The organism is Blochmannia endosymbiont of Camponotus sp., assembly GCF_023586365.1.
Taxonomy (GTDB): domain Bacteria; phylum Pseudomonadota; class Gammaproteobacteria; order Enterobacterales; family Enterobacteriaceae; genus Blochmanniella.
Window position 1 is genome coordinate 269,986 of sequence record NZ_CP097759.1, and the last position, 20,485, is coordinate 290,470.

12 protein-coding genes, 1 tRNA gene and 1 other RNA gene are annotated in these 20,485 nt (G+C 28.1%); 2 read left to right on the forward strand and 12 right to left on the reverse strand.

The window, feature by feature from the left end; translation table 11 throughout:
* Nucleotides 1–10 precede the first annotated feature (10 nt).
* Together M9407_RS01125 and M9407_RS01130 are read right to left on the reverse strand one after the other, a co-directional pair.
* Complete coding sequence (locus tag M9407_RS01125; protein ID WP_250237328.1) at nt 11–952, reverse strand: DMT family transporter; 942 nt, start codon at nt 950–952, stop codon at nt 11–13.
* 191 nt (nt 953–1,143) lie between these two features.
* Nucleotides 1,144–1,217 (reverse strand) — tRNA-Arg (locus tag M9407_RS01130).
* Nucleotides 1,218–1,393: 176 nt separating this feature from the next.
* On the opposite strand from M9407_RS01130, the gene folD reads away from it, so the two are divergent.
* On the forward strand, nt 1,394–2,254 hold the full coding sequence (folD, locus tag M9407_RS01135; RefSeq protein WP_250237329.1) for a bifunctional methylenetetrahydrofolate dehydrogenase/methenyltetrahydrofolate cyclohydrolase FolD: 861 nt from the start codon (nt 1,394–1,396) through the stop codon (nt 2,252–2,254).
* Between the two features lie 44 nt (nt 2,255–2,298).
* Here the strand turns inward: folD and cysS are convergent, their stop codons facing one another.
* On the reverse strand, nt 2,299–3,705 hold the full coding sequence (cysS, locus tag M9407_RS01140; protein WP_250237330.1) for a cysteine--tRNA ligase: 1,407 nt from the start codon (nt 3,703–3,705) through the stop codon (nt 2,299–2,301).
* 372 nt (nt 3,706–4,077) lie between these two features.
* Between cysS and M9407_RS01145 the strand changes: the two genes are divergently transcribed.
* The gene (locus M9407_RS01145) at nt 4,078–4,830 is read left to right on the forward strand and encodes a UDP-2,3-diacylglucosamine diphosphatase (protein ID WP_250237331.1); all 753 of its coding nucleotides are present in this window, start codon (nt 4,078–4,080) and stop codon (nt 4,828–4,830) included.
* Between the two features lie 834 nt (nt 4,831–5,664).
* On the opposite strand, the gene adk is transcribed toward M9407_RS01145, so the two are convergent.
* From adk to mreC, 9 genes are all read right to left on the reverse strand, one after another.
* Nucleotides 5,665–6,324 carry an adenylate kinase gene (gene adk, locus M9407_RS01150; RefSeq protein WP_250237442.1) on the reverse strand — a complete coding sequence of 220 codons (660 nt, stop codon included), beginning with the start codon at nt 6,322–6,324 and terminating at the stop codon, nt 5,665–5,667.
* Nucleotides 6,325–6,966: 642 nt separating this feature from the next.
* Complete coding sequence (gene dnaX, locus M9407_RS01155; RefSeq protein ID WP_250237332.1) at nt 6,967–9,057, reverse strand: DNA polymerase III subunit gamma/tau; 2,091 nt, start codon at nt 9,055–9,057, stop codon at nt 6,967–6,969.
* 72 nt (nt 9,058–9,129) lie between these two features.
* Nucleotides 9,130–9,684, reverse strand: coding sequence for an adenine phosphoribosyltransferase (apt, locus tag M9407_RS01160; protein ID WP_250237333.1), 555 nt, complete (start codon nt 9,682–9,684; stop codon nt 9,130–9,132).
* A 909-nt stretch (nt 9,685–10,593) separates the two neighbouring features.
* Nucleotides 10,594–10,685: signal recognition particle sRNA small type (gene ffs / locus M9407_RS01165), an RNA gene on the reverse strand.
* Between the two features lie 737 nt (nt 10,686–11,422).
* Complete coding sequence (gene lon, locus M9407_RS01170; protein ID WP_250237334.1) at nt 11,423–13,786, reverse strand: endopeptidase La; 2,364 nt, start codon at nt 13,784–13,786, stop codon at nt 11,423–11,425.
* A 1,454-nt stretch (nt 13,787–15,240) separates the two neighbouring features.
* A complete protein-coding gene (gene pmbA, locus M9407_RS01175; RefSeq protein ID WP_250237335.1) occupies nt 15,241–16,581 on the reverse strand; it encodes a metalloprotease PmbA in 1,341 nt (446 codons plus the stop codon).
* Nucleotides 16,582–17,033: 452 nt separating this feature from the next.
* Nucleotides 17,034–18,494, reverse strand: a complete 1,461-nt coding sequence (gene tldD / locus M9407_RS01180; protein ID WP_250237336.1) for a metalloprotease TldD — start codon at nt 18,492–18,494, stop codon at nt 17,034–17,036.
* A gap of 529 nt (nt 18,495–19,023) precedes the next feature.
* On the reverse strand, nt 19,024–19,503 hold the full coding sequence (mreD, locus tag M9407_RS01185) for a rod shape-determining protein MreD (RefSeq protein ID WP_250237337.1): 480 nt from the start codon (nt 19,501–19,503) through the stop codon (nt 19,024–19,026).
* Between the two features lie 69 nt (nt 19,504–19,572).
* Nucleotides 19,573–20,388: a rod shape-determining protein MreC gene (gene mreC, locus M9407_RS01190; protein WP_250237338.1), complete on the reverse strand. Its 816-nt coding sequence runs from the start codon at nt 20,386–20,388 to the stop codon at nt 19,573–19,575.
* Nucleotides 20,389–20,485 lie beyond the last annotated feature (97 nt).

The following is a 20,485-nucleotide window of genomic DNA, read 5'->3' on the forward strand; positions in this document are numbered from 1 at the left end:
AAAAATTATTTTAGTGCGTATTCTTACGAATTTGCATGATACATGTCACTCCAGAAATTAATAAGAGCATGCCAATTAAAATTAAGGGAGATGGCCATAACTTTCGATGTATGCATGAATATATTAAACCTGCTACAGTTTCTACCACAATTAATGGTCCTATTAATGTTGTTGGTAATCTTTGGCTAGCTTCATTCCAAAAAAATGTGCCTAACCAAGAACAACAGAATCCAATTAATACCATTAAAAAAATAAAAAAAATTGGTCTAGGCCCGAAGGGTAATGCGAATTCATCTTGAATCAGATCCGAACAGCAGATACATACAAAAAAATAAACAAGACACGATAATGGTAATGTAACTATTCCTTGTGCATTAGCCCAAGTCATAGGCTTATTGTGTGGATGTGTTTTTAACCAATGTGCATTCCTCAATGCGTACCATGCCCAACATAAAACAGAAATAATTGCTAAAATTATTCCGCTTGCGTATTGCCATATATTAAGTATAAAGAATTCAGATCGCAATTCAGAAATGTTTACACATAACAAGCCTATTCCCATTAGAAATAATGATATCATAAAAGTATGGTTTGGTAATTTTTGTTCATTAGGAGAAATGATATGCGTTGTTATAGTTAACATTAGAGGTAATGTACCGATAATAGCAGTTGAAATTGGAACACCAACGCGTTGAATAGCGCTTGTTAAACAAGTATAATATACTAGATGACCTGTTAAAACTAATTTTATTGCTTCTAACCAATCTTTTAGTAATAATTTGCGTAAACGCGCCCTGTCGTACCATGATAATGGCAATGAAATTAATCCAAACGCAATATAACGACCCGATGCTTGTAATACGCTGGGGTATTCTGGTATTAATAAAGGACCTATAAAAATCAATCCCCATAGTAATCCTGAGATTACAGCAAAAGCAATTCCTAATATCATGATATTTTTACTATACTAATGAAATATGCTCGATACTATTATTTAATAGAAATCTATTTTTATTAAATCAAAAGTATATATTGTCAAGTATACACATTTTCATTAACCCATGTTATATGATTTATTTAATTAAGACTGATTTATGCAATTGATGTGACCAATATATTATAAGTATTATATATGATGATAATTGCGCCCTATAGGATTCGAACCTATAACTTACAGCTTAGAAGGCTGTTACTCTATCCAGTTGAGTTAAGGGCGCGTCACTCGTGTATTTTACTAAATAATCATTTTCTTTTTGAGATATCTATTAGATCAAATATTTTCTTTTAAGAAGTATATGTTTAGAGAAAGTATACAATTTAAAATTAATAATAATATATATTACAGAAAATAATATCATTGTGTTAATACATAATTTATTGGATACATTTTAAAATGATCGCTAAGATAATTGATGGTAAATACGTTTCTGAAAAAATAAAACAAGAAATAGCCAAACAAGTGCGTAAAAATATAAATTCTAGAAACCGTGCTCCGGGATTAGCTATGATCCTAGTAGGACATAATCCGATTTCTCAGATATATGTAACTAATAAGAAAAAAGCATGTGAACAAGTAGGTTTGATTTCATTTCTTTATACTTTACCTGTCACGACCACTGAAAATGAGATTTTTCAATTAATTGAAACTTTAAATAATGATGATCGTATAGATGGAATTTTAATTCAGTTGCCATTACCAAATAAGTTAAATAAAATAAGTATTTTAGAGCATATTGCTCCTGATAAAGATGTAGATGGTTTTCATCCATATAACGTCGGGCGTTTATGTCAACGATCTCCTACATTACGTCCTTGTACTTCTCGAGGCATCATTACTTTGTTAGAATGGTATAATATAGATATGTTTACATTGCATGCGGTGGTAGTTGGAGCATCAAACATCGTTGGGCGACCTATGACTATGGAATTATTATTGGCAGGCTGTACGGTGTCTATTACTCATCGTTTTACTCAAAATTTAAAAATATACATTGAAAATGCTGATTTATTAATTGTGGCAGTGGGCCAAGCAAATTTTATTCCTGGTAGTTGGATAAAACGAGGGGCTATAGTAATAGATGTTGGTATTAATCGATTAAATAACGGAAATATTGTGGGCGATGTTCACTTTTCTAGTGCTTATGAACGAGCCGCATACATTACCCCTGTTCCGGGTGGGGTAGGTCCAATGACGGTAATCACACTGATTCAAAATACCCTGCAGGCCTATGATGATCATCATTTGGTAAGATAACTTTTTTGTCTGTTCCATAGTATTACATTTTATTACTATCTATATTATTTGAAATGCCATTTCGTTATCCCTGTAGGCCCATCTTCTAATGTTATTCCCATAATGGTTAATTTTTTTCGTATTCTATCAGCTAATTCCCATTGGTTATTTTTTCGTGCAACTTCGCGGCATTGAATTAATTTTTGAACTTTTTCAAGATGACAATTTTTATTGTGTTTTGATGTTATTTGTTTTAAGAAAATTTCTGGATTTTGATATAATAATCCGATAATATTTGCTAAATATTTTAAGGTAGCCGCCATACCTTGAGCAAGTGAATGACCTTTAATTTTTAAATTATTTAATTTATGTGCTATGTCAAACAATACTGAGTATGCTTCTGGTGTATTGAAATCATCGTTCATTTTAGAAATAAATTTTGATATAAAATATTCTCCTCCGTTAGGTTTGATTGTAGGATTAGTATCTCGTAAAGCTATGTACAGCCGTTTTAAAGATGATTGTGCGTTTTTAATATTATTATCATTATATTTTAATTGACTGCGATAATGAGCAGACATTAAAAAATATCTTATTGTCTCAGGGTCATAATTTTTAATGATATCACGTATGGTAAAAAAGTTATTTAATGATTTTGACATTTTTTCATAGTTTAATAACAGAAGACCAGAATGCATCCATATATTTGCACAAGCAGTCTCGTTAGCACACACAGATTGAGCAATTTCGTTATCATGATGTGGAAAAATCAAATCTGATCCTCCACCATGAATATCTATTCGATCTCCGAAAATGGAATAATTCATAGCAGAACATTCAATGTGCCATCCTGGACGTCCTGAGCCCCATGGAGACGGCCAACACGGCTCACCTGGTTTATTATTAGATGTTGTTTTTTTCCACAACACAAAATCCATAGGGTTTTTTTTTATATTTGTTTTTTTTAAGATATTATCATGTATTTCAGGTGGATTTTTTTTATTCGATAAGATACCGTAATTGCGCATAGTTTTCACGGAAAACATTATATCTCCGTTAGGAGCAGTATATGCATGTTTTTTTGAAATTAACAAACAAATAAATTTAATGATTATATCAATATGTTCAGTTACTTTTGGTTCATAATTTGGGCGTAATATATTTAATGCATCTAAGTCTAAATGCATTTCTTGAATCATACGATTCGTTAACTGTTCGGTAGTTTCATTATTTTCATAAGCTCTTTTTATAATTTTATCATCTATATCTGTAATATTGCGGACGTAATCCACCTGATACCCGCAATGACGTAAATAACGAATAACACTATCGAATACTATAAATGTCCTGGCATGCCCGAGATGGCATAAATCATAAACTGTAACACCACAAACATATATTTTGATTTTACCAGCATCAATAGGTATAAACTTTTCTTTTTTTTTTGTTAAGGTATTAAAAATTTTAAGCATTTTAATTTATTATACAATATACACGATATATTAATCTTTAGTGTATAAGCCTCATAGGTTCAATAGGATCTTCAAATAATATTATATATAATCTAATTAGTTTAGTATTGAAAGTCATCACTTTTATATACAAAACATAATATATGTTATCTTAATCATAAGTATATAACAATGTTTATTGCATAGTCAGTGTAATTATGATGCTAATCATAATGATACGATTTAATCATGAACACTATAATTCGTATATAGCGTGATGTTTATTTATATAAATGTTTTTATTTAATTGTTAAATTTTTAACGAATAGTTTTGATCTGGAATATTAAAAATGTGATAATGATCATAACCATTATTATCCAATATGTGTACGTATGTCTATTTTGTTTATTTCAGATGTTCATTTATGTGCTAAATCTCCATATATTACTGATGGGTTTTTGCGTTTTTTAAATTATCGCGCAATGCGCGCTAAAGCTCTTTATATTTTAGGAGATTTGTTTGAAACCTGGTTAGGAGACGATGATTGTAATCTATTACATAGAAATATTGCTAAAGCTTTGAAATCTTTGAATCAAAAAAAAATTTCATGTTATTTTATTCACGGAAATCATGATTTTTTATTAGGAAAGAAGTATGCTAGAGCATGTGGAATGACGTTATTACCTTCTAATCAAGTTTTAAGATTAGCATCAGGAAAAAAAATAATCATTTTACATGGAGATATTCTTTGTGATAATGATGGTTCATATCAATTATTTAGAAAATGTTTACGTCATATTATAGTACAACGGTTATTTTTATCACTACCATTATCCATACGTTCACGAATATTCAGCGTTATACGTTCATGTTGTATACAACATACAAAATACAAATCAAAAAAAAAATTAAATATTAATTTAAAAACGGCTACAGATATTTTAGTTCAGAATCATGCGGATATTATGATTCACGGGCATACTCATCAACCTACTATGCATAAGATTTACAGATCCAAAAAAGATGTTTTTAGAATAATAGTGCTAGGATGTTGGGATAAATACGGTTCAATAATAGAAGTAAATGAAAAAAATAATGATATTCTATTTATAGAATTTCCACTAGGTGAAACAATAAAATACTAAATTTAGCACTTTTATATTTCTCATAAAAATATTATTATTTAACGTAATATTAAAAATGATGTTAAGACACGCGGCGCTCTGTCTTTATAGTATGAGGATATACATAGAAGTTTTTATTACATGTATTCATTAAGATTATTTAAATATATGTGTGGTTTAGTTTTTATTAAGAATAAATGTTTTAACTATGGTTGTGTTTGAAGATTTCTTACAACGCTTTTGATTGTTATTTTGTAATACAAAAAAACTATTAACAAACATTTAATCCAAATAAATGTAGGTGTTAGTATATGATTACTCATGTTTGTTGTTAACAGATAATTTATTAATTAACAAGATTAAAACTTATCTTATTTAAAGAAGAACATAAAAAAATATAATGCGCTCTTTTTCAGGTGCCACGTCACTATGTATGCTGTATTCTCATGTATCTATATATATAGAAAGTATATTAAAGAGATCAACAATAATCAATGTTTTATAATTTCTGAATATACTTCATTATACTACATGCAGTATTTAGAATAACATTTTCTATTATATTTTATATACATTTTAAAACTGTTTTGCATCCGTAATGTTATTTTGAATGTTCATTATTTAATGACCGGATTTAAGTATCTAATTATAGAAGTATATATTGATAATCGTGTTTTTTTGATAATTGGTATTTAGCGTCTGTTTATATATGTAAATTATTTTTAAAATATGATTACATTTGTTGCGAATTAACCACAGCGTATGGTCGATAAAATAGTGTACTTTATATGCTGTCATTATCTATGCCGCTATTGATATCAATAATGAAACTGGAATGTGACATGGCAATCAGTATCATAAACTAATGATATTAATTAATTCTTTGTAGATTTCAGAAATGGCACGATTTCCATCAACAGAAAAATATTTTATTTTTTTATATTTTGATTCTTCTCGATAATAATCTAACACTGGTTCAGTATGTTGATGATAATTACTTAATCGTTTACGTATAGCTTCCTCGTGGTCATCTTTTCGAGTAGTTAAGATTTCTCCGGTGATATCATCTAATCCATAATTTTTAGGTGGATTGAATTTAATATGATAAGTTCTGCCAGAGCTTACATGTATTCTTCGGCCTACAATACGATCAATAATCACAGAATCTGATGTGAAAAATTCTATGATGTAATTTATAAAAATTTTACATTGTTTCATAGATTTTGCTTGCAAAATTGTTCTAGGAAAACCATCTAATAAAAATCCATTACGACAGTCATTTTGATTGATACGTGTGTTAATTAATTGCACCATAAATTCATCATTTACTAAATCACCAGAATGCATAATATTTATTATATTTTTATGAAGTTCATAGGATTTATATGCACTTCTAGTTAGCGCTTGACGTAACATCATGCCTGTAGAAATATTTGGAATGTTATATTTATTTGCAATAAGATGAGCTTGTGTTCCTTTTCCAGATCCAGGAGGTCCTAAAAATATAATACGTATCAAATTTAATTCTCAATAAAATTATAAAAATTTAGTAAACAACACGCACAATATGCCCAAAACATTATCTACTCAGATATAAATAGTAAAGCTTTATCTAAACATATGTTTAAAAATATTAAAAATTTATATTAATTTGATTTCAACAATTATTATTGTATCATAACTAAAATATAAAAATTATATTTTATCAACTGATTATTTTAGACTATCAGAATAATGTTGCTATTTATACTTTTTAAATAAAAACTCAATAATTAAATTAAAAAACAAATTAATATATTTAATGGGATTGCGAGTATTTATACGTATTTTTTAATGAATTTTATTGCATGTGGTTGTTTCATGAATAATTCTTTAAATTTTATTATACATAAAGGTTGATCATTGGTTTGATTTAATTGGATCATTATTTAATTTCAATGATTAGTGAAATGAACTCTATTAATTAATGGTTTTTAATTTTAATTTTTGATCATTAAATATATAAAATAGAAATTAATTATTGTAATAAAAATTATGGTAGTAGTCATAGTAACCAATGAAAATTACATTTTTTTAAACTGCAATCGATATTAATTTGTTACATTACGTCATAATTTAAATGTAATTGAAGGAGAGTATCTTTTATTTAATTAATTTTTATAGGTTTTTGTTTTGATCGTACAGTACTTGAATATCATTTTCATCTATTTCAGCATCAAAAAAAGATTTAATCATTTTAACGTATGGATCACTTGAAAATTCTTGCTTTATTAATGATATTTTTTCTTTATATAAAGCATGTAAATATTCCATTGGTGTTTTTATTGCATAATTGTCATCTTTTTTTATATGTAATTTTATTGGTGTACCCATATTATTGCTGATTGATTTTTGTATGATATTACGGAGTTCTGTAGAATTTAAATGCTGGTAATCAGAACGAACATGTAAGCATATTTCATCTGAAGAAATTTTTTCTTTCCACGAATTCATAACTAATTTTTTTGCTAATTTTGGTAATGACAATCGATATATTTGTGATATCCATAAATCATTGTTTATTGCTTTTTGGAGTATTTCTTTTATGAAATCGGATGTATTTTGATGGTTTTTATTCAGGGTTTTCTTATCATTACTATTATTATTAAATTCTAAATATCCTGATAAATCTTTATTAATTTTATCAAAACGATCAGACCTATTTTTTAAAATTATTGTATTAATACTGGCAAATCGTTCTAATATATCTTTTGTTTTTTTTTGAGATTCTGTAGTTAAATTTGATTTTTTTTTTATTACATTTAACTTGTTACGTTCTTTATATTGTAACAGTTTTGATCGAGCTTCTAATATTGTAGAAGTGATATCTGTAATATCTTTATCAGAAACAAATTTTGAAATTTTGGGTTTGGTATTATCCAAATGTAATTCGGGTTTTTTGAAATTTAAGAGCAATATATTATTTTTTTTTTTTGATTTTTCTGTATTTAATACATTTTCATTATCTTGATTGTGATTTCTTTTTTGAAAAATATCAGTAGCAATATGCTGTGTATCATTAGTATTTATTTCATTATTATTATCTGAACATGTAGATTTTGAAAGTATATTATTATTACCATTATTATTTTTTTTGTTTACTATGTCTATATCAGGGCGAAAAGCTAATGCTCGTAACATGGTCATTTCTATTCCCATGCGATGACTAGGAACGTAAGGTAATTCTCGACGACCTAATAGAAAGATTTGATAATATAATTGTACATTTTCTGGCGTAATACGATTACTTAATTTACGTATACGTTGATTGATATGTTGTGTTACATTCTCATCTTCTTTTTGTACAGAATTTGAGAGAAATTGCCCTATAGCTATTTTCTGAAAGATAGTAAGAATTTCATTGAAAACATAATCCCAATGGATTCCCGAGACAGTCAAATTTTCAATTTGGTGCATAATACTATGTATATCTTCATCAATTAAGCTTTCAATTAAGCATAATGGATGCTCGATATTCGATATACCAAACATGTTATTAATAACACTATTAGTTATCTCATTATTTCCTAAGACAATAGCTTGCTCTGCTAAACTAAGCGCATCACGCATACTTCCTTTTGATGCATATGCTAATGCTTCTAAAGCAGAAGTTTCTATGTTTATGTTTTCTTTATGAAAAATATATGTTAGTTGAGTTATAATTTGAGAAATATTTAGAGGTTTCAAGTAAAACTGTAAACATCGGGATAAGATAGTCTCCGGTAATTTTTGGTATTCAGTAGTAATCAAAATAAATTTAACATGTGTAGGTGGTTCTTCTAATGTCTTTAGTAAGGCATTGAAACTATGACGTGATAACATATGTACTTCATCTATGAGATATACTTTAAAGCGACCTCGAGATGGCATGTATTGTACATTATCTAAAAATTCCCTAGTATCTTCTACTTTAGTGCGTGATGCCGCGTCTATTTCAATCAAATCAATAAAACAACCTAATTCAATATCTTTGCAATTATTACATTGACCACACATAGTATATGTTACACCTTGTTCGCAGTTTAATCCTTTTGCGAATAATCGAGCAATAGTAGTTTTTCCTACTCCTCTTGTGCCGGCTAATATATAAGCATGATGAATTTTATTTAATAAAAAAGTATGTGTTATCGATTGAATGATGTGTTCTTGCCCTACAATATCAGAAAATTTTTTTGGACGCCACTTACGGGCGAGTACTTGATAGCTCATCAGGATACAACTCATATAGTAATTATTATAAATATAAGAACTAAAACCTATTGGTTTAGTGGGGGTATATTTTTAATGATTAGAGAAGGTCACTAAACTATAGGAGTTTATTTCTATTTTCTTTAATAATGATTTACCACCCAAATTTTCTAAATCTATTATAAATCCAGCATGATTTACTTCTCCTCCTAACCGTCTGATTAATTTTACTGCTGCTGCGATTGTTCCACCCGTTGCTAGTAAATCATCTATAATTAAAACTTTGTCGCCTGGAGTAATGGCATCGGTGTGCATTTCTAAGAATCCATTATCATATTCTAAAATATACGGCTCTTTAATAGTATCGCGTGGTAATCTTCCTGATTTACGGGCTGGAATAAAACCTAGTTTCAGTATTAATGCTAATGGAGCACTAAATAAGAATCCTCTAGCTTCTATACCTACTACTTTAGTTAATTTATGATTTTTATAATGATAAGTCAAAAGATTAATGCTTGCCGAATATGCTTGAGGATTTTTTAACAATGTAGTGATGTCTCGAAATAAAATGCCTTCTTTTGGATAATTAGGTACAAATTGGATACTTTTTTTGATCAATTCTAATTGTTGATCCGTAACATTTGTCATATTTTTTCCAAAATAGAAGCGATATTCGTTTGGATTTATATATATTTATATATAAATTTTTTGTCACCAAATTTTAGTAAATTACTTTATGCACAAAACAATACTATATATTTGTATAATTTATAATATTATTTTTTTTACAAATATAACTTAAATATGATATATGTGCCTTATATATATTTTTATCAAAAATTTCAAGTATTTATTTTAAATAAATGAACATTTTTTATAAGAATATTTTAAGTACAGTAGTAATATAAATGTATATAATTGAAATATGTATTCAATTATTTGGCTATTGATGATAAATAAGTACATTTTTATTTTTTATTATAATATGTAAAGTAGTCATATAGCCAATATCTAATCTATTTTAGGATAATAAATTATTAAACATGAATAAATTTTCAATATTATTAGTAGTCTGTATACTTTTTTTCGAAATATGTTTAATCATTTGTAAAAGATATGTTTTTCGTGATATTAGTACCGATCTAATTAGATACTTTGTGGCTGATTGTCTATTTGTATTTGCAACATCGTGCGTTCTAACATTAAAAATTATAGTTTTTAATAAATAAAAACATAAAAAATTGGATTTAATGTGTTTAAGAAAACATAAAACTATAATGAATAAATATACTCTTAAAAAATAAAACACAACACTTGTAACAATGATATCTTAATTATTTCTATTTTCATTGAGTGATATTTTATATGACTAAATATCTATTTGGTAAATCACACAAAGATACTGATAAATATTGTTATTCTGTTGTTAAAAGAATAGATGCATTTTCCCTGCCGTTTTGCCAGGAAAAATATACGGTTATTATTTTATTGTTTTATTAATACAAAAGACTCATAAAAAGTTAAAATACCGCCTCTGTCTGCTTACTGTATCGGGATGCTAAACAAAAATACCCATCGTAGTTCTTCACTACGGCTGCTTCTTTCCAGACCTGACCGATTTTTAAAAAATTACTATGAATAATTTGGTAACATCCCTTTGAAGATTATCCATGATTATCTTAAATTTTTCAAGTAATAATTAAACATTTAGATATAAGTAAAAATTTTAACCTAAAAATATATCTTGTGTTTGTGATTATTTAGTTTTAAAAAAATATTTTTTAAATTTTGAAATTAGTTGGATAAAAGCCTATAACGTAATTTTAGAGTCGCGTGACTATAGGTGACAGGATTTTTTGTATTATTACTAATTAACATACCTAACAAAAAATTTTGATTATTTTCATAGATTTCTTATCAAATATCATGTGATACTGATAGTTAATATTAATGCTCAAAAAAGATAGTCAAAATAGTTTGATTGCTGCTTATTCTTATCGCTGAATAAAAAATAAATATAGCATACTTAGTATATAATTCAATAGAAATATCATAGCCAGTTAGGCGTACACAGCAGATAGAAAATTTTTTTAAATAATAAAAACCACACTAACCATGATGTAGGAAATAGCGAGCGCTACACAAAAAATTTAATTCTATTAGTATGACTGTTTTATTATTTAATAATCTATAATAATCGAAATCAATAGCAATACTTAACTTTTTATGAATTTTTGTTTAAAAAAATAAAAATTACTTCTATTTAATTAGAACATCATGCTATACGTTCTTATATAGTATTTATATGTGATTATTTCAACATAATGAATGATAATACATCCTATTTTTATTTTATCCATATGGTTTCTACAAATTATACGATATATTATACTAATGATGCTTTAGGTGTTATTTCAGAATTAAATGGGATATTTTGTAATGCTAACATTAAAACTTCATCTATTTGTTTGACTGGATGAATATCTAAATTATCAACTACAATAGCTGGCATATCTTCTAAGTCACGTTTGTTTTCATACGGTATTAACACTGTTTTAATGCCTCCTCGATGCGCGGCTAACAATTTTTCTTTCAATCCACCAATAGGTAATATTTGCCCTCTTAAAGTTATTTCTCCTGTCATCGCCACACTAGCTTTAACAGAATTTCCTGTTAAACAAGAAACTAAAGCAGTACACATCGCAATGCCAGCACTTGGGCCGTCTTTTGGTGTAGCTCCTTCTGGTACATGCACATGAATGTCTTTTTTTTCATAAAAATCAGTATTAATACCTAATTTATCTGCACGCGCTCTTACCACTGTTAATGCAGCTTGAATAGATTCTTGCATAACTTCACCTAAAGACCCAGTGTATGTCAATTTTCCTTTTCCAGGAACACAAGCAGTTTCAATAGTTAAAAGATCTCCTCCTACTTCAGTCCAAGCTAATCCAGTGACTTGTCCTACACGATTTTCTTGATCTGCATGAGCACAATCATAGCGTTGTACACCAAGAAAATCTTTTAAATTGTTTTTATCAATGGTTATGCGTCTTATTTTTTTATTCATTAAAAGCATTTTTACTGTTTTACGGCATAATTTAGAAATTTCGCGCTCTAAATTACGTACTCCAGCTTCACGTGTATAATGTCTAATAATATTTATTAAAGCATCGTCTTGAATCGTTAGTTCTTCTAACTTCAAAGCGTTGCGCTCTATTTGTTTAGTGAATAAATGCTGTCGTGCTATGTTTAATTTTTCATCTTCGGTATAACCAGATAAACGTATTACTTCCATTCGATCTAACAAAGGACTAGGAATATCCATTGAGTTAGAAGTAGCAACAAACATAACATCAGACAAATCATAATCTATTTCTAAATAATGATCATTAAAAGTAGTATTTTGCTCTGGATCTAATACTTCTAGCAAAGCAGCAGCTGGATCTCCACGCATATCTAAAGACATTTTATCTATTTCATCTAAAAGGAATAACGGATTCCTTACTCCAACTTTAGACATTTTTTGTATAAGTTTACCAGGCATGGATCCAATGTAGGTACGACGGTGACCTCTAATTTCGGCTTCATCGCGCATTCCGCCTAAAGCCATACGTATATACTTACGTCCAGTAGCCTTAGCAATAGATTGCCCAAGTGATGTTTTACCTACTCCAGGTGGCCCCACTAAACATAAAATAGGTCCTTTAATTTTGTTGATTCTATTTTGTACTGCTAAATATTCTAAAATCCGATCTTTAACACGCTCTAATCCGTGGTGGTCTTTGTCCAGGCTTTCTTGAGCTTTAATCAGATCTTTTTTCATTTTACTTCTTGCATGCCAAGGTACTGATAGTATCCAATCAATATATCCACGGATTACAGCAGCTTCAGCAGACATAGGGGACATCATTTTTAATTTTTGCCACTCTGATTCTACTTTGTTTCGCGCCTCTTTAGGCATTTTAGCTGCTTCTATTTTGAGTCTAAGGGATTCATTTTCATCGATAACAGCATCTAGTTCTCCCAGTTCTTTTTGTATAGCCTTCATTTGTTCATTTAAGTAATACTCACGTTGGCTCTTTTCCATTTGTTTTTTTACACGATTGCGAATACGTTTTTCAACTTGTAATAATTCAATTTCTGATTCCATCATTGCTATTAAATATTCTAGTCTTTCCGTAATATCTGCCATTTCTAAAATGGATTGTTTATCGTCTAATTTGAGTGGCATATGAGCGGCGATGGTATCAGCAAGACGATCTGCATTGTCGATATTATTCAAAGATGTTAAAACTTCAGCGGGTATTTTCTTATTAAGCTTAAGATATCCTTCAAATTGACTAATAACGGTGCGCATTAAAGCTTCTTGTTCGCGTTCGTTTAATTCGTTAGGATGAAAAGAACTTGCTTGAGCTTTAAAGTGATTTCCAGTATCAGTTAACTCCATGATGCGGGCGCGCTCTAGCCCTTCTACTAATACTTTTACCGTACCATCTGGTAATTTGAGCATCTGTAATATTATAGATATTGTTCCAACTGGAAAAAGGTCATTAATACTTGGTTCATCGGTTGATGCTTCTTTTTGGGCTACTAACAGAACTTTTTTGTCACCATTCATGGAAGATTCGAGACATCTAATTGATTTGTCCCGGCCAACGAATAACGGAATCACCATATGTGGATACACCACTACATCACGCAAAGGCAACACTGGTATTTCTATGCGCTCAGTTTGATCAGTATTCATAGAGCGATCTCTCTTGGTTAGAACTTGTCGATATTATAACATCTTTAATATTCGTCTGCACCATTTTAATAATCAGATACTTAAAAATATGGGGACAAATTAATTATATTCAACATGGAGCATTATGAAACATAAAAAAATAAATAATTATTTATACCGAATTTATTCTATCATTTAATATTTATTAGATTTTAATTATGCAAAAAATTATTTTTGTGTATTAAAACACGCTTTAGTATTTTTAATATTTAATTTGCATTTATATATAGATATATTTCAATAAATCTGTTAATTATTTTAATTTTTTCGATATAGTTATTTATTTTATTGAAAATATATTAGTGTAATAAGTATTACTTATATATGTAGTTTTACATGTATGTATAGTTAATCATGTTAACTTAATAAGACATTAAGTCATATTTTTTAAATTCCAAGTAATTAATTATTTTTTGAATAATAAGTTTGTATCTAATAAGTGAATGTATATATAATATAATAAGAATGTTATATTACGATGAATAAATAATTTTTATTTATCATCAGTAATTATAATTACAAGGTTTTTAATTTTATTCTATAATAGAAATGCGATAGTATTTGAATTTGTGCGTAAATATGATGATATACCAAAATTTGGTAAAAATTTATTTTTTGTAAAATTATTTTTATGATGGTAACAGACTATATTGGTAAATAATTCTTATTATTAATAGTTTTATATGCGTAAATTGTTGGATTATATAAAAATATATATAATTATACATTGTTTTAATCAATATACGTTTGTATATATCGAGAGTATTTTTTTGTCTTTTATAATATTTTAATGTGTTTTGTTATGTTTATAATTATACGGGAGAAATTACTGTTTTATTAACATTTTAGTTATATAATCTAAATAATTAAATAATTAAAAAAATAATTATTTTAAAAAATTAAAGTTTTCAATATTATTTTTTATTTATGACTATTTACAGGGAAATAATGTTAATTATTAACATTATTTATTTTCAGGATAATGTTTAGGTATTGTTGTTATTTAGATATAAATTCGTTTATTTGATAATTTCCGATTTTAATACTTTTTATGTATTATTTATTAATAATTTTAATATAAATTTAATTTATGTTAGAGTACATAAATTAAAGAAGTTATCATGTATTAACTCGATGACATTTGTATGACTATATATGATATATTATATTAACGTAAATATTAATTTCGTTTAAAATAGTATTAATTATATATAAAAATATAATTAAATTTTAAAAAGAGTTATTTTTACGCTGTAAAACCATAAAAGTCGTCAAATCAATATATTAATTTTATTAACATATATATATATATATGTTAATATTATTAACATATATATATATATGTTAATATATTACATATATTTTTATGATTTTAAAAAAAGATCTTTTCAGTAAAAATATATGTAATTGTTATTCTAAATACCTGCTATCTTCATAGAAGATATTAAAACAGATCCACAATGAATATGATTACGTGTTTCAATATCGTGTCCAATAGCATCAATATTATAAAACATATCTTTTAGATTACCAGCAATGGCAATTTCACTTACTGGATATTGAATATCACCGTTTTCTACCCAAAAACCAGCTACTCCACGTGAATAATCTCCGGTAGTAATATTAATTCCTTGCCCCATTATATTAGTAACAACAAGCCCGCGCCGCATATTCTTTATTAATTCCATAAAACTTAAATTTTGACAACTAATATACCAATTATAGATACCATCAGCATGTCCAGTGCTTTTTAGTCCCATTTTACGTGCAGAATAACTGTTGAAAATCCAACTGTTTAATATACCATCTTCTACAATATCCCTATTCAAAGTTTGTACCCCTTCGCTATCAAATGGAGCTGATCCTAATCCTTTTAATACATGCGGGCGTTCTCTAATTGATATCCAAGAAGGAAAAATTTTTTTCTTCAGATCATTTAATAAAAAAGTAGATTTGCGCCATACATTATTTCCATGAATAGCGCTTGCTAAATGGTGGAATAAACTTGTAGCTACTTCTGCAGAAAATAATACCGGAGATTCCATTGTTTTTAATTTTTTAGGATTTAAATGATTTAGAGCGCGTTGAGCACATTCTTGCCCAACCCATTCTGGTGAGCGTAAATCATCAAATGAGCGACTTAATGTATACGCATAATTTTGTTCCATGATATCATTGCTTGCGGCAATCACACCACAACATAAAGAATGTTGGCTACTGGTGTAACTTTGTAACATACCATGACTATTCCCAAAAACTTTAGTGGTAAAATAACTGCTAAATCTGCCTCCTTCAGTATAAATTATACGTTTATCATATTTTAATGCTGTTTCTTCTGCTGTAGATGCTAGAGTCACTCCTAATTTAGTATCTAAACTAATTGGATGAAATAAATCAAGATTCATGGAATTGAACGCTAATAATTCTTTATCGGCTATTCCAGCATATGGGTCTGGAGAAGTATAAGATGCTATATCCGCTGCAGCTTCCACAGTACGATTTATTGTTTTCTCATTTAAATCATTTGAAAGAGCACTGCCTTTTCGTTGTTGACGAAACATAGTTATATCTAAGATACCGCGACTATTAAATTCTACATTCTCCAATTTTCCGTAACGAGTACTGACTGTAATTCCTGTGGTTTTAACTACTGAAACTTCCACTTCATTTGAATATGCATATGCTAAATTTAATGTTTGATTTACTATATTTTCTAAAAAATTACATTGTTGTATTACGTCATCTATTACATTCATCTTATTCTCCTGTAATAAGAATTCCTAATTAATATAAACATTGCCTAATATGGATTATATTTATTAAGATCAGTTATTGATGTTAATAAATATACATCATGATATAAAAAATAAAAGTTTGTTTTTTTTAATTAATAAAAATGCACTAATTAAAAAACTTCATAAATGTAATATTTGTGATAATTAATAATACAAATGTAAGCAATATTATTAAAAATTAATATTTCCTGAAATATGAAAAATGAGATGCAAGCATGAACTATATAATTATATGTCTATGATTGATTCCATATATTATAAATTATTATTAGTAATATAGACCTTCATGTAGCATATATATTTGCTATAGTCAAAACTCACATATAAAAATAATAATAATATTTGATAATAATTACATTATTATTATTTGATTTTTATTATTTAATTATATAGGCATCATGCATACGATTAAATTAATTAGTGCCTCCAATAGTAATATTATTTAATTTTATTGTTGGTTGGCCGACGCTAACTGGTATATTTTGCCCATTTTTTATACATGTGCCTACTCCTTTATCTAAGGACAAGTCGTTACCAACCATGGAAATATTTTTCATGATTTCGATACCTGATCCTATTAAAGTAGCTCCTTTTATAGATTTGGTGATGCGACCTTTTTCTATTAAGAAGGCCTCAGATGCAGAAAAAACAAACTTGCCGGATGTAATGTCCACTTGCCCGCCGCTAAAATTTGAAGCATATACTCCGTAATCCACACTATTGATAATTTCTTCTGGAGTCGATTGACCTGGCAACATATAAGTATTAGTCATACGCGGCATAGGTAAAGAAGCATATGATTCTCGTCTACCGTTTCCCGTCGAGGCACATCCCATAAGTTTAGCGTTTAATTTATCTTGCATGTATCCTTGTAAGATACCATTTTTAATTAAAATGTTATATTGACCAGGCATTCCTTCGTCATCAATAGATAATGATCCACGTGACCCCTTCAGTGTAGCATCATCTACTATTGTACATAGTTCGGAAGCTACTATTTTTCCGATTTTGTTAGAAAATACCGAACTACCTCTTCTATTAAAATCTCCTTCTAGGCCATGACCTACCGCTTCATGCAGTAAAATACCAGGCCAACCTGATCCTAAAACCACTGTCATAGTTCCTGCTGGAGCTGCTACAGCTTCAAGATTAATTAAACTCATTCGAGCAGCATCTTTAGCCCAGCAATCGGCTCGAATTTCTCCTTCTGCAATAGTATCTAAAAAAAAATCGTACCCAAATCGCCCCCCACCACCACTTATTCCTTGTTCTCTTTTTCCATGTTGTTCTGATTGCACTAATATAGATAAACGTACTAACGGTCGAACATCTGCGGCTAAAGTGCCATCTGTAGCTGCTACTAAAATTTGCTCGTAAACACCTGATAAATTAGCATTAACTTTTTGTACTCTAGAATCAATAGAGCGTGCTATTTTGTCTATTCTCATTAATAGTTCAATTTTTTCTTCTCTAGATACATTGGACAATGGATTCATATAGGAATATGCGGCAGGATAAACATCTTTATGCTTCTTTAAGTTAACAGTAATGTTATTATTGCAATGACGTTCATTTGTAATGCTAGTAGCAGCGTTCATGCTGCGAATCAATGCGTCTAGAGTTAATTGATCAGTGTAAGCGAATCCAGTTTGTTCGCCTATGATCACTCGCGCACCAGCGCCCTGATCTATGGTATACGATCCAGATTTAATGATACTATCTTCAAGAGCCCATGTTTCATGACAACATGATTGAAAATATAGATCTGAGTAATCTATTTGGAATTTTTCTGTCATATCTAATAAATATAAAAGATCATTACGTTGTAAATTATTAGGTGTGAGTAGTCCTTCAATAACAAAATCTAAGCTCATATAACCTCTATTTAAAATATGATATTGGTATGTACCCCGCCAATTTGGCAAGAATTTTGAAAATATGTACTTTTAATAATTTTATCTGTTTTCATTTAGGTTTTGTTTAATATTGGTTAATGCTATAACATACTCGTTCTATTTTAGTTTGAAGTACTTTAATATTATTAAAAACATACTGATTTTTTCAGTATACTTATTATTAAATTAAATAGTTTAGCAATCTTATTATTTTTTTTATGCACGCACACGCACATGTATGCATATTTTTTAATTAAATAATCTTAGTAAGATAGCGCTTATAATTTGTTAAATCAATTAAAGAGTTATATTTATTTAATTATAGTGATTCTCTTTTTATAGCAAAAATATGATGTTTAATTTCTATTTAATATTTTTATGGCATTACTTAAATAGTGTTGTTGATAGTAATTTTAGTTTTTTATAAGTTTATTTATATTTATTCAACTAAAATAATTATTCGATATTAATTATTACTATTAGTATTTTAAAAATCATCAATTATTGATTAGTTTCGATGCATTTTATGCATTAAAAGAACCAAAAATGGCCATGATCCACCATCTAATAGACAGTTCCAAAATATTTCCGGTGTACATAAAACTTTGGTTATCAAAAATTTTACTAAAAATATAATACTTTGATTAATGAACGACAGAAATATAATAACAAAAGACTGTTGCCAAATAGGCATGTATCTAAAAAAATAAATGTTTCGGTTTACTAAATAAGCAAGTATACTTAACGATAAAGAATGTGTACCTAAAGTAGAATCTACTATAATATCGATTATTAATCCTAAAGTAAATCCAGTACCGATGTTTACCTGATTTGGAAGTATCGTAATCCAACGAATTAACAATATCATTATCCAGGATGGATGCACATTCCATGTTCGAGGACAGAATGGAATAATTTGTAAAAAAATTGCAATTATAAAGGAACTGTATACTACCCACAATTTATAATTGTTGAATTTATTGTGCATTTTTTCAAATTATTTATATTGCAAATATAATTATATTAATAGATAAATATTTGAATATTAATTTTAGAATTATTCCCAAATTAATACTGCATAACATAGGGATTGCAATCCAACTGTTGGATGTGCTTGAATAATAGTAGAATCTTGTTCTGAATCTACTATTATATTAGACACTATTGCTACCGGATATCCTTCCGGGAAACGACCATCTAATCCAGATGTTATCAACATATCCCCAACACATACATCTAGATATCCTGGATATTCTGCGCGCAAATCTGCGCCATATCCGCAGCCCATCAAAATAAAACGCATACTATTTCGCTTTATTTGTACCGGTAAAGCATGTTCAGGATCACAAATTAACATGACACGGCTACTAAGTGTATTAGTAGAAATAACTTGTCCTATTATTCCTGAATCAGTAATAACTGGTTGACCAATGTAGATATTATTATTCTTTCCTTGATTTATTATAACTTTATTACCGTATGAATCTGCGTTAACGAAAAGAATTCTAGTAATTATTTTTCGTTTGTCGTAACACAAAGGAGAATTAAGTAATTCATGTAACTTGCAATTTTCACGTTTATACTGATCTATTAATAATAATTCACTGTTTTTTAAAAATAACTCTTGACGCAATGTATTATTTTCCAATATTAATTTATTATACCCTTCTAATATTTTTGAAGTATAATCGTATATATTATGCGACTTATCGCATAAATAATAAATCGAATAAACAGAATGTTCTATGTAACTTCTTAATTTCAGAAACATATTTAATTTTCCATCGGCAATCATAATAATAACAGACATTATTATTGCTAAAAACAAACGTAATTCTAAATAAGGAAATTTATTACTTACAGCACTATACATAGAAAGATACCTTGAGTTTAATAATATTAATTAATATATATTACAAAAGGAATTCATTTTAATTTATGTGATTTTATCAACTTAAAATTGTACAAAA